13 protein-coding genes and 1 pseudogene are annotated in these 11,279 nt (G+C 69.5%); 8 read left to right on the plus strand and 6 right to left on the minus strand.

Features of this window, described 5'->3' with window-relative positions; translation table 11 throughout:
- The first annotated feature begins 208 nt into the window (after positions 1-208).
- Positions 209-712, plus strand: coding sequence for a DUF6319 family protein (locus tag ABZU76_RS51185; protein ID WP_354885695.1), 504 nt, complete (start codon positions 209-211; stop codon positions 710-712).
- 45 nt (positions 713-757) lie between these two features.
- Here the strand turns inward: ABZU76_RS51185 and ABZU76_RS51190 are convergent, their stop codons facing one another.
- Positions 758-1,066 carry a cupin domain-containing protein gene (locus ABZU76_RS51190; protein WP_354885698.1) on the minus strand — a complete coding sequence of 103 codons (309 nt, stop codon included), beginning with the start codon at positions 1,064-1,066 and terminating at the stop codon, positions 758-760.
- Positions 1,067-1,186: 120 nt separating this feature from the next.
- Between ABZU76_RS51190 and ABZU76_RS51195 the strand changes: the two are divergent.
- Positions 1,187-1,372, plus strand: a pseudogene (locus ABZU76_RS51195) (DUF2848 family protein); the annotation flags it as partial.
- A gap of 115 nt (positions 1,373-1,487) precedes the next feature.
- The gene (locus tag ABZU76_RS51200; protein WP_354885701.1) at positions 1,488-2,213 is read left to right on the plus strand and encodes a VIT family protein; all 726 of its coding nucleotides are present in this window, start codon (positions 1,488-1,490) and stop codon (positions 2,211-2,213) included.
- A gap of 3 nt (positions 2,214-2,216) precedes the next feature.
- Here ABZU76_RS51200 and ABZU76_RS51205 read toward each other — a convergent pair whose 3' ends face one another.
- Positions 2,217-3,674 (minus strand): peptide MFS transporter, encoded by a 1,458-nt coding sequence (locus ABZU76_RS51205; protein ID WP_354885704.1) that lies wholly within the window; start codon positions 3,672-3,674, stop codon positions 2,217-2,219.
- 199 nt (positions 3,675-3,873) lie between these two features.
- On the opposite strand from ABZU76_RS51205, the gene nhaA reads away from it, so the two are divergent.
- The 3 genes from nhaA (at position 3,874) to ABZU76_RS51220 (ending at position 6,695) form a co-directional block, all read left to right on the plus strand.
- The gene (gene nhaA / locus ABZU76_RS51210; RefSeq protein WP_354885707.1) at positions 3,874-5,067 is read left to right on the plus strand and encodes a Na+/H+ antiporter NhaA; all 1,194 of its coding nucleotides are present in this window, start codon (positions 3,874-3,876) and stop codon (positions 5,065-5,067) included.
- Positions 5,068-5,127: 60 nt separating this feature from the next.
- Positions 5,128-5,625, plus strand: a complete 498-nt coding sequence (locus ABZU76_RS51215) for a phage holin family protein (RefSeq protein WP_354885710.1) — start codon at positions 5,128-5,130, stop codon at positions 5,623-5,625.
- Between the two features lie 149 nt (positions 5,626-5,774).
- Positions 5,775-6,695, plus strand: coding sequence for an alpha/beta hydrolase (locus ABZU76_RS51220; protein ID WP_354885712.1), 921 nt, complete (start codon positions 5,775-5,777; stop codon positions 6,693-6,695).
- A 1-nt stretch (position 6,696) separates the two neighbouring features.
- On the opposite strand, the gene ABZU76_RS51225 is transcribed toward ABZU76_RS51220, so the two are convergent.
- The 4 genes from ABZU76_RS51225 to nth are packed head-to-tail and all read right to left on the minus strand — an operon-like array spanning position 6,697 to position 9,869.
- Positions 6,697-7,881: a MarP family serine protease gene (locus ABZU76_RS51225; RefSeq protein ID WP_354885714.1), complete on the minus strand. Its 1,185-nt coding sequence runs from the start codon at positions 7,879-7,881 to the stop codon at positions 6,697-6,699.
- A gap of 4 nt (positions 7,882-7,885) precedes the next feature.
- Positions 7,886-8,590 (minus strand): CoA pyrophosphatase, encoded by a 705-nt coding sequence (locus tag ABZU76_RS51230; protein WP_354885717.1) that lies wholly within the window; start codon positions 8,588-8,590, stop codon positions 7,886-7,888.
- On the minus strand, positions 8,587-9,189 hold the full coding sequence (locus ABZU76_RS51235) for a TlpA disulfide reductase family protein (protein ID WP_354885720.1): 603 nt from the start codon (positions 9,187-9,189) through the stop codon (positions 8,587-8,589). Before ABZU76_RS51235 ends, ABZU76_RS51230 begins: the two co-directional genes overlap by 4 nt.
- A complete protein-coding gene (gene nth, locus ABZU76_RS51240) occupies positions 9,186-9,869 on the minus strand; it encodes an endonuclease III (protein ID WP_354885723.1) in 684 nt (227 codons plus the stop codon). The genes ABZU76_RS51235 and nth overlap by 4 nt, the downstream gene beginning before the upstream one ends.
- Before the next feature lie 226 nt (positions 9,870-10,095).
- Between nth and ABZU76_RS51245 the strand changes: the two genes are divergently transcribed.
- Together ABZU76_RS51245 and ABZU76_RS51250 are read left to right on the plus strand one after the other, a co-directional pair.
- On the plus strand, positions 10,096-10,347 hold the full coding sequence (locus ABZU76_RS51245; protein ID WP_204092841.1) for a hypothetical protein: 252 nt from the start codon (positions 10,096-10,098) through the stop codon (positions 10,345-10,347).
- Between the two features lie 159 nt (positions 10,348-10,506).
- On the plus strand, positions 10,507-11,181 hold the full coding sequence (locus ABZU76_RS51250) for a Crp/Fnr family transcriptional regulator (protein ID WP_204092840.1): 675 nt from the start codon (positions 10,507-10,509) through the stop codon (positions 11,179-11,181).
- Positions 11,182-11,279: the final 98 nt, after the last annotated feature.

Here is an 11,279-nt window from a genome sequence, read left to right on the forward strand (position 1 = left end):
GCCTCGGGCAGGGAACGCGGTGCTTCGTAGCGGAACCGGGACGGGTACACGCGGGCCTCCTCAGGCGTTCTCGGGAAGGTTGCGTTGGACGCAACCAATGCCACATTGGGGCGCTTCTGGCCGCGCTACCCCGAATGGCGCACATCGAACGCATGTTCTAAGATGTGCCGCTGTACCCACCCCAGATCCGGGCAAGGAGACGACACGAATGACCGTGGAAGCCTTGACGCACGACGAGGACACCGCGGCCGAAGCGGCGACGACCGAGGCAGCCGCTGCCTCGGCGCAGGCCGCCGACGCCCCGGAGGTCACCGAGCCCACTGAGACCACTGCCTCACCTGCGTCGTCTTCCGATTCAGACGAGGCCGCCCCGGCCGCTGAAGAGGCGCCGAAGCCGAAGCGCGGCCGCCCGAAGGCCGCACCCGCGTCCACCGCGAAGAAGACCCGCACGGTGGAGCTCACGCTCACTGTCACCGGCACGGCCGACGGCGAGTGGCAGGCCGAGCTCAAGAACGGCAGCAAGTGGGTCGCGAAGGGCCTGGAGATCCCGGCCGCCGCCGTCTCTCGCGCGGCGAAGGAGCTGCACCAGGACCTGTCGGGCCCGATCGACGAGGTCATCAACCAGGCCCGCGAGGCGCAGGCCGCGAAGGTCGCGCAGCTCGAGGCCGAGCTGGAAGCCGCCAAGGCGGCTCTGGCGGAGCTCGACGTCTGAGTTCTTGTTCCGTGAAAAGGCCCGGCATTCTTTGCCGGGCCTTTTTCATGCCAGGGGCGGGTTTTTCGGCAGCGGCGCTTTGAACTCGAGCCAGCGACTATCCACAATGGCGTGAACTTGGTGGTCGGCTCCGCGCGGGTGGACCACGGTGTCGCCGGCGCCGTACTCTCCCGGCACGCCCCCGACCACACCGGTCAGCCGGCCCTCGAGCACGTAGATGACGCTGTCGTGGTCGTGACTGTGCACAGGCGACCCGACGCCGGCAGGGTAGCGGATCTCGTACACGAGCCCGTGCGCGGCGCGTTCTCTCTCACGGACGAAGGCGGTGCCGCCGGTCAGCTGTCGTCCTTCCACAGTGGACACTTCGAGCCACTCGCTTATTCCGCCGCCTTCCGGGCACCTCGGGCACTCCCATCACCAGCAACATATACTCCATGTATACAACGGCCATCGCAAGGCTCCCGGAGGTTCCCGGTGCACTTCGCCCTTCGAGACGGTTCCGAAATCACCACGCCCGTCCACACCCTGCTCAACGCCGGGTACGCCGGCCGCAGCCAGGGCGACGTGGCGGCGCACGTGAAGGAGCTGGCGGAGCTCGGCGTGCCCGCGCCTTCGGTGACGCCGGCGCTGTACCCGGTGGCGCCGTACCTCGCGCAGCAGGCCGGCGCCGATCGGCTGACATTCAAAGGATAGGCACAATTAAATAAGGAAACCCTTCCTTGATGTAATTCACCGGACAGAGGCGCCCGCCCGAATTTCGTGTTTCACTATTCCCGTGACCGAAACGGTGGACGCGACTGATTCCCACTCGCACGAGCCCCACGACGGCCTTGGCGGCAAGCTGAACTGGCTACGCGCCGGTGTTCTCGGGGCCAACGACGGGATCGTGTCCGTCGCGGGCATCGTGGTGGGCGTCGCGGGGGCGACCACGAGCCGCACCGCGATCCTCACCGCCGGAATTGCCGGACTGGTGGCCGGTGCGTTTTCGATGGCCGGTGGGGAATACGTGAGCGTGAGCACGCAGCGCGACACCGAACGCGCGTTGCTGCAGCTCGAGAAGCAAGAGCTGAAAGCGATGCCCGAGGCCGAGGAACGCGAGCTCGCCGAGATCTACGAGGGCAAGGGCCTGTCCCGGGAACTCGCCGCGGAGGTCGCACGCGAGCTGACCCGCAAGGACGCGTTCCACGCCCACGCCGAGGCCGAGCTGGGCATCGACCCGGACAACCTCACCAACCCGTGGCAGGCGGCCTGGGCTTCGCTGATCGCGTTCTCCGTCGGCGCGCTGCTGCCACTGCTGTCCATCGCCTGGACGGCGGTGCCGGAGCGCGTGTGGGCGTGCGCGCTGGCCGTGGTCGTGGGCCTCACGCTCACCGGCTTCGTGAGCGCGCGCCTGGGCAACGCGCAGGTGGGGCGCGCGATCGCGCGCAACGTGGGCGTCGGCGCCCTCACCATGCTCGTCACCTACTTCGTGGGAGTGCTGTTCGGCACCACGATCGGCTAGCAGCTAGTGCACGCCCTTCATCAGCCGCCGGATGAACGGGATCAGCGCGAGCAGGACCAGGCCGATCACGATCGCGACCACGCCGATGGTGCTGAAGTACGGCGTCTCGTCGTGCACGTCGTAGGACTCCGCGAGCTTGCCCGACATCGCGGTGCCCAGCGAGACCGACAGGAAGTTGAGCGCCACCATCTGCGTCCGGAACGCCTTGGGCGCGAGCTTCGTCGACAGCGACAGCCCGACCGGCGACAGCATCAGCTCCGCGATCGTGAACACCAGGAGGATCCCGGCGAGCGCGATCAGCGGGCTGCCGTTCACGCCGGTGCCGGTCATCGGCAGGAACAGCAGGAACGCGAGACCCATCAGCACCGTGCCCAGCACGAACTTCATCGGCGTCGACGGCTGCTTCGGCCCGAGCTTCGTCCAGATCGCGGCGACGATCGGCGCGAAGATGATGATGAACACCGGGTTGATCGAGTTGACCCACGACACCGGCATGTCCCAGCCGAACAGGTTCCGGTCGAGGCGCTGGTCGCTGTAGACCGAGACGACCGTGGACTGCTGCTGGTACAGCGAGAAGAACGCCGCGCTCGCGATGTACATCGGGATGAACGAGAACACGCGGCTGCGCTCGTCGGACGTGATCTTGCGGCTGGTCAGGATGACCACGAAGTACACCACCGAGATCGCGACGACCACGTACACGACCACGTCGGCCAGGTTCGACGGCCCGACCACGCCGGACATGATCAGCGCGACGACCGCGACCACGATCACCACGGCGACACCGATCGCCGTCCAGCGCTGCGAAGGCTGCAGGGGGTTCGGGATCTCCGACGCCTTCTCGCCCAGGTTCTTGCGGCCGAGCGTGTACTGGATCAGGCCGAGCGCCATGCCGATCGCGGCGAGCCCGAAGCCCAGGTGGAAGCCGACCTCCGACTGCGCGAGCCCGGTGAGCAGCGGGCCGATGAAGCCGCCCAGGTTGATGCCCATGTAGAAGATCGTGAAGCCGGCGTCGCGGCGCTCGTCGCCCTCGGCGTAGAGGGTGCCGACCACGGCGGTCGCGTTGGCCTTGAGACCGCCCGAACCGATCGCGACGCACGCGAGGCCCACCCCGATGCCGGTCAGGCCCGGCAGCAGCGCCAGCGCGATGTGGCCGATCATCACCAGCACGGCGCTGTAGAACAGCGTGCGCTCGGAACCGAGCAGGCGGTCGGCCACCCACGCGCCGATCACGGTGGCGAGGTAGACCGTGCCGCCGTACGCGCCGACAACGCCGAGCGCGTCGCCCTGGTCGATGCCGAGCCCACCCTGGTCGGCCTTGTAGTACAGGTAGATGGCGAGGATGCCGAGCATCCCGTAGTAGGAGAACCGCTCCCACATCTCGACGCCGAAGAGGTTCGCCAGCCCTCGTGGGTGCCCGAAGAACCTCGTGTCGTGCTGGGCCTCGGTAGAGGTACTCACAACTGTCTCGTCCTTGTCCTAGACAACGTTGTCGTTTCCGATTCGCATGCTAGAAGGAGAATGAGTGAACAGAAAACCGAACCGGGTGTGGGAAGCGTCATCGAACGCCGGAGCCGGCCGCTAAAATGGCGGCAAAGGTGCGCCGGGAAGCCTGGTCGGCGATGTTTGTGACGATTGCCGCACCTGGAGGACTCCGCCCATGACCGCTTCCCGCCCGGCCCGCGCCGCCGCCGAGTTCGCCCGCTACCTGCGCACTGAGACCACCGGCGGGATCATCCTGCTCGCCGCCACGGCCGTCGCGCTGATCTTGGCCAACTCACCGGCCGATGACGTCTACCGGGCCGTGCGCGACTTCCACGTCGGCCCCGAGTTCCTGCACCTGAACCTGTCGATCGGCGACTGGGCGAAGGACGGGCTGCTCGCCTTGTTCTTCTTCGTCGCCGGGCTGGAGCTCAAGCGCGAGCTCGTGGTGGGTGAGCTCTCGCGCTTCAAGCAGGCGGTGCTGCCGGTGATCGCGGCCGTCGGCGGGATGATCGTGCCGGCGCTCATCGCGCTGGCGGTCGGCTGGGGGACGCCGGGGATCGACCGCGCGTGGGCGATCCCCGTGGCCACGGACATCGCGTTCGCGCTCGGCGTGCTCGCGCTGACGGCGTCGAACCTGCCGAGCAGCGCGCGGGTCTTCCTGCTTTCGCTGGCGGTGGTCGACGACCTCGGCGCGATCCTGGTGATCGCGATCGTCTTCACCACGGGCTTCGACCTCGTGGCCGCCGCCGTCGCCGTGGTGGCGCTGGCGCTCTACTGGTTCCTGCAGCACAAACGCGTGCGCACGGCCTGGTTGTACGTGCCGCTCGCGGTGGTCACCTGGGTCGCGGTGCACTCGACGGGCATCCACGCGACCATCGCCGGCGTCGCGCTCGGGCTGCTCACGCGCGTGAAGCCCGACGAAGGCGAGGACGAGGCGCCGGCGGTGCGGCTGGAGCACCGGCTCCAGCCGTGGTCGGCGGCGGTCGCGGTGCCCGTGTTCGCGCTGTTCGCCGCGGGGATCTCGGTGAGCGGGCACGCGTTGGGCCAGGTCTTCACCACCGCGTTGCCGCTGGCTGTCCTGTTGGGACTGGTCGTGGGCAAGTTCGTCGGCATCCTCGGCGCGAGCGTGCTGGCGGTGAAGCTGGGCGTCGCGGAAAAACCCACCGGCATGGGCTGGCGTGATCTCTCGGCGCTGGCTGCTCTGGGCGGCGTCGGCTTCACAGTGAGCCTGCTGATCGCCGACCTCGCGCTCGACGAACCGGAGACCGGACTGGCCAAGGCGGCGGTGCTGATCGCGTCGGCCGTCGCGTCGCTGACGGCGGCCGCGCTGCTGCTGCGACGCAACCGGGCGCACGCGAGAGCGGACTGATCCCCGACACTCCCGACGGTCCGCCGCGCTTGGGGAACGGGTACGTGGCACGATGACCCGGTGACCAGCCCCAAACACGAACGCACCGGCCCCGACGGCGTGGGGGCCGTGCCCTACCTGCCCCTGTCGAGCGACGAGGAGGCCGCGGCGGCGGAACAGTCCATCGGCAAACTCGTCGGCGACGCCACCCAGCACCTGTCGACGCTGGTCAGGGCCGAGGTCGAGCTGGCGAAGTCGGAGCTGGTCGGCGAGGTGAAGAAGGGGCTCAAGGGAGCCGTCTACTTCCTCATCGCCCTCGCCGTGGGGCTCTACAGCTCGTACTTCCTGTTCCTGTTCATCGCCGAGATCCTGTCGGACTGGTGGGGCGTCCGGTGGCCGGCGTTCCTCACCGTGTTCGTCCTGATGCTGCTCACCACCGCCGTCACGGCGTTCCTCGGCTGGCGCAAGGTGAAGAAGCTGAAGGCGCCCGAGCGCACGATCGACAGCGTCAAGGAGACGGCCGCGGCCCTCAAGCCGCGTCGCGCCACCGAAGACGACCTGCCCGCGACGCGTCCCTGACCCGGCACCGCATCCCAGGCTGCGTTACTGATCCGGCCAAAAGTAGGCCGACGCCACCCGTCACGTAACCGTTGCGACGAAGCCATTCGGCCGTGACTGTGGTCGGATTGGTAACCATCGGCACAGTATCGGCTGAAGCGGAGCCCGCAGTGCAGCGCACGCCCGACCCGTCGATCGTCCGGATCGACGGTCCGTGGACGCACCGCGACGTCTCGGCCAACGGCATCCGCCTGCACGTCGCCGAGCTCGGCGACGGACCACTGGTACTGCTGCTGCACGGCTTCGGCGAGTTCTGGTGGACCTGGCACCACCAGCTGCGCGGCCTCGCGGACGCCGGTTTCCGCGCCGTCGCCGTGGACCTGCGCGGCTACGGCGACTCCGACAAACCCCCGCGCGGCTACGACGCGTGGACGCTGGCCGGCGACGTCGGCGGCCTGATCAAGGCCCTCGGCGCCCGCCGCGCACACCTCGTCGGCCACGCTTGGGGCGGCATGCTCGCCTGGACGGTCGCCTCGCTGCACCCCCGCCTCGTGTCCTCGGTGACGGCCGTCGGCGCCGCGCACCCGCTCGCGCTGAAGTCCGCCGTGCTGCGTTCGCCCCGCCGCCAGGGACGCGCGGCCGGGCACCTGTTCCGGTTCCAGGTGCCGATGGCGCCGGAGAAGTGGCTGGTGCGCGACGACGCCGCCAACGTGGAGTCGTTGTTCCACAGCTGGTCCGGCCCGGCCTGGCGGTCCTCTTCGGACTTCACCGACACGGTCGACCGGTTCCGCCAGGCGATGCTGATCCCGGGCGTCGCTCACTCCGCGCTGGAGTACTACCGCTGGGCCTTCCGCGCGCAGTTCCGCGGCGAGGGCCGCCGCTTCACCGACGCCGTGGGCAAACGCGTCGCCGCGCCCGTGCTGCAACTGCACGGCGCCGTGGACACGTGCATCGTCCCGGAGACCGCACGCGCGTCCGTGCATTGGGCCGGGCCGCACGGCGAGCCCCGCGTCTGGCCCGGCGTCGGGCACTTCCCGCATCTGGAGGAGCCGGACCGCGTGACGAAATCCGTTGTGGACTTCGTGAGCTGACTCAGCTCGCGCAGGCGCCCGTGCTCACGTTCGTCGTCTGCGACGGCGCCGCCGCGACCTCCGCGCGCACCTGTTCCGCGGTCAGGGTGAAGCCCGTGTCCGGATCTTCCACCGCAGCGCCGAAGACGACGCCGATCACGTCGCCGTCGGGGGTGATCATGGGGCCGCCGGAGTTGCCGCTGCGAATGCCCGCGCGGATGGTGAAGACGTCGCGCTGCACGGTGTTGGCGTCGTAGATGTCGGGGCCGCGCAGGTTGATGCGGCCGCGCACGCGGGCGGCGGTGGAGGTATACGGGCCGTCGAGGGGGTAGCCGAGCACGATGGCGTTGTCGCCGGCGCGCGCGGTTTCCGGCGCGAACGGCAACGCGGGCGCGGACAGGCCCGGCACGGCCAGCACGGCGATGTCGACCTCGGGGTTGAAGTACACGACGCGCGCCCGGTAGTCGCCGCGGGTGGACTCGATGCCGACCTCGTTCGTGCCCGCGACCACGTGCGCGTTGGTCATCACGCGCTGCGGCGCGATCACGAAACCGCTGCCCTCCAGCGATTTCGAGCACGACGGCGCGTTGCCGCGGATCTTCACCACGCTCGGGTGCACCCGGCGCGCGACCGTGGAGATGTTCATCGACGTGTCCGGCGGCGCGGCGTCGGCGGCCGGCGCCTTCTCGAACGGCGAGAGCGCCGACGGGAAGCCCGACGCGTCGAGCAGCTTGCGCAGGTCGCTCGGCAGGCCCTGGGCCTCGGCCGGCATCAGGTCGTTGACCTCGCCCAGCACGACCGACGAGTTGATCGACTTGGCGAGCCCCGGGATGGCCGACACGGTGGTGAGCGGGTTCGCGACGAGCCACGCCACCACGAAAACCGCCGCGGCCTGGACGATCGCACCCAGCGTCTTGTCCACTCCGGACAGCTTGTCGGGGTTGATCTTCTGGCGCAGCTTGCGCCCGATCCACACCCCGAGCGTCTCGCCGAGCACCACGAGGAACACCACCACGGCGAGCGCGAAGGCCACCTTCGCCACAGGGTTGTCGAACAGCTCGATCACGAACGGCGCCAGCTTCACGCCGAGCACTGCCCCGATGGCGACCCCGACCAGCGCGGGCAACGCGACGATCACGCCCTGGTACGCCCCCGAAACCGCCGCCAGCACCGCCAGCACCAGCACGAGGACATCGACCCAGTTCACGCCGTCACTCCCCGCTCGCCTCTCCCCGCGCCACGTTGCGGGCCCGGTGTTCGGCCAACGCTACGTCAAGGTCGCGCACGTCGCCGGTGTCCCAGTCGCGCTCCCAGCCGCCGAGCGAAAGCAGCACCGACAGCAGGCCTGCGGTGAAGCCCCAGATGAACAGGCCGTCTACGTCGAAGCCCGGCCCCTTCCACGACGCACCACGCTTCTGGACCATGAACCGGTTCGCCGGATCGGCGAGGTCCGAGAGCGCAACGCGCGCGACAGCGGCCGTCTCGCCGAGGTCGACGGCGTGCACGGGCGAGGGCGTGTGCCAATAGGCGAGCACAGGCGTCACGGCGAAGCGCGACACCGGCACGGGCAGCTCCGGCAGGATCGCGATCGGCAGGATGCCCGCCGGGTCGACGCCCGTCTCCTCCTCTGCCTCCCGCAGGGCGGTGCCGATGGGTCCGCCGTCGCCGTCCTCCGCGCCGCCGCCCGGAAACGCGACCTGGCCCGCGTGCGAGCCGAGCGTGTCGGCGCGGCGCTGCAGCAGCACGTCGGGACCGTCGGCGCGTTCGCCGAAGAGGATCAGCACGGCGGCCGAGCGCGTGAGCGACTCGTCGACGGTGAAGCGGGTGAAGGTGCGGCTCTCGACCTCAGCGGACACCTTCACCAGCGGCCGCAGCCATTCAGGCACGGCTTCGGGGTCGACGAGGGGACCGGTCATGAGAAGTCCTTCACGGCTGCGCGCACCTGATCGGTGCTGTCGAACGTGCGGGGGCTGGAGATGAAGCGCACCTGACCGTCGGGGGTGACGAGATAGGACGCGGGCAGCGTCGAGGGCACTTTCAGCGCGGTGCGGATCGGACCTGTCTGGCCGTCGCCGTCGTACACCGACGGCAGGTGGACGCCGATGTCGTGCAGCAAGCCGAGTCCGTCGGCGGCCGGGCTGGCGACCTGCACGCCGATGACACGCACGGCGCCGGGCTCCGCGGCGTAGGCCTGCAGCACGGGCAGCTCGGTGCGGCACGCCAAGCACCACGAAGCCCACACGTTCACCAGCGTCGGGCCGCCGGCGAGCACCTTGCCGACGTCGACGCGCGAGCCGTCGCCGAGGCAGTCGGCCTGGATCCCGGACAGCTCGCCGACAGCGGGTCCGGGCGACGGCGGTGGGCAGGCCTGCAGCGCGGCCTTCGCGCGCACGCCCGCGAGGTCACCGGTCGCCGCGGGCGCGTCCTTCGAGCCGCCGCGTGTGGTGAGCACGGCGACCAGCACCGCGACCACCAGGACCGCGACGCCGAGTGCCCATTTGGTGACAGTGGTCACCCGCGCGCCGCCAGCTCGAGGATGTGCTCACGCTCCTCGCCCTTGACGAGCTTCGCGGCGACCTCGAACTCCGTGGGTCCCAATCCGTAGGACGGGCAGTCCTTCTTCAGCGGGCACGCGCCGCACGCGGGCTTGCGCGAGTGGCACACGCGCCGGCCGTGGAAGATCACCCGGTGGGACAGCATCGTCCACTCCTTGCGCGGGATCAGCTCCCCCACGGCGTGCTCGACCTTCACCGGGTCTTCCTCGGCCGTCCAGCCCCAGCGGCGCACGAGGCGGCCGAAGTGGGTGTCGACCGTGATTCCCGGCACGTCGAACGCGTTGCCGAGCACGACGTTGGCCGTTTTGCGCCCGACCCCGGGCAGCGTCACGAGGTCGTCGAGCTTCTTGGGCACCTCGCCGTCGAAGCGCTCCACGAGCGCCGCGCCCAGCCCCATCACCGAGTTGGCCTTGGCCCTGAAAAACCCGGTGGGCCTCAGGAACTCCTCGAGCTCGGTGCGATCGGCACCCGCGTAGGCGGCCGCCGTGGGGTAGCGCTTGAACAACGCGGGCGTGACCAGGTTCACCCGCACGTCGGTGGTCTGCGCGGAAAGCACCACCGCGACCAGCAGTTCCAGCGGATTCGTGAAGTCCAGCTCGGCTTTCGCGTCGGGATACACGTCGTCGAGGCAACGCTTCATACGCCGGGCGCGTCTCACCAAGGCAAGCCGGCTTTCACCGGCGCCCTCGCGGGGGGCGTTCGTGACGGCAGGTGGCACCCCGATAGCCTACGGGCGCGTCGGACGAGCCGGGCGGGAGCACCCGCCGGTGGACGGCCGACACGCCAGAGCACCACCTCGGCGCACCGTGTGCCGCGAGGAGCGAGGATCTGGAGTCGATGCTTACTTTCCGTAGTGGATGTGCGTCATGACCGCGTGGTTCGTGATTCTGGTCCCACTGGTGATCATGTTCTTCGCCCTCTTCATGGAGCGAGTGGAAAGCCGCCTCAAGCACGTCGCGGTGCAGGAGAACGAGGTCGAAGAGTTCCTGGAGCAGGCTCAACCCAACGAGGTCAGGGCCCTCTACGGCCACGGGATCGGCCGGGCTCTGGAGCTGTTTCGGCTCCGCAGGCTGGGCGGACGGGCAGCCAGGCTTCGCGCGCGACGCGTGCGGAGTTAGGCTCCCTGTTCGTGCGAGATCGTCTCCGGCTGCCGCGCCCCGCGCGGCGAGCCGACGGGCGATCTCGCCGACACGCCCTAGACTTACGCGAAAGTGATCGGCGACACGGCCTTCGACCTGCGAAGGAAGTGATCGTTTCTCGACGAGGAGGCACCCGAGGTGGACGAAACCCTGGCCCGTGCGGGCATTTTCCAGGGTGTTGAGCCTGCAGCCGCTGAGGCTCTGGCCCAGACCTTGGAATCCGTGGAGTTCCCCCGCGGCCATGTCATCTTCAGCGAGGGTGAGCCGGGCGACAAGCTGTACATCATCCAGTCCGGCAAGGTGAAGATCGGCCGCAAGTCGCCGGACGGCCGCGAGAACCTGTTGGGCATCTTCGGCCCGTCGGACATGTTCGGCGAGCTGTCCATCTTCGACCCGGGCCCGCGCACGTCAAGTGCGACCACGGTCACCGAGGTCCGCGCCGTCACCATGGACCGCCCGGCCCTGCGCCAGTGGATCTCGACGCGGCCGGAGATCGCGGAGCAGCTGCTGCGCGTCGTGGCCCGCAGGCTGCGCCGGACCAACAACATGGTCGCCGAGCTGATCTTCACCGACGTGCCCGGCCGCGTGGCCCGCGCGCTCCTGCAGCTCGCGCAGCGCTTCGGCAGCCAGGAGGCCGGCCTCCTGCGCGTGACCCACGACCTCACGCAGGAGGAGATCGCCCAGTACGTCGGCGCCTCCCGCGAGACCGTCAACAAGGCCCTCGCCGACTTCGCCCACCGCGGCTGGCTACGCCTGGAAGGCAAGAGCGTCCTCATCCTCGACCCGGAACGCCTCGCCCGCCGCGCGCGGTAATTTTGTCTGCATTGTCTGCCTCGACTCCGTCGAGGCGCGTGAGATCGCTTCAAGCCGGCTTCTTCCCTCCCGGTTTTCGCGCGGCCCAGGGGCCGCGG

Source organism: Amycolatopsis sp. NPDC005232 (genome assembly GCF_040607795.1).
In the GTDB taxonomy this organism is placed as follows: Bacteria; Actinomycetota; Actinomycetes; order Mycobacteriales; family Pseudonocardiaceae; genus Amycolatopsis.

Excerpts from the sequence above, each read along its gene's own strand:
- nth (WP_354885723.1), bottom strand. The coding sequence starts at position 9,869 with ATGAAGCGTTGCCTCGACGACGTGTATCCCGACGCGAAAGCCGAGCTG.
- nhaA (WP_354885707.1), top strand. The coding sequence starts at position 3,874 with ATGACCGCTTCCCGCCCGGCCCGCGCCGCCGCCGAGTTCGCCCGCTAC.
- ABZU76_RS51185 (WP_354885695.1), top strand. The coding sequence starts at position 209 with ATGACCGTGGAAGCCTTGACGCACGACGAGGACACCGCGGCCGAAGCG.
- ABZU76_RS51230 (WP_354885717.1), bottom strand. The coding sequence starts at position 8,590 with ATGACCGGTCCCCTCGTCGACCCCGAAGCCGTGCCTGAATGGCTGCGG.
- ABZU76_RS51245 (WP_204092841.1), top strand. The coding sequence starts at position 10,096 with ATGACCGCGTGGTTCGTGATTCTGGTCCCACTGGTGATCATGTTCTTC.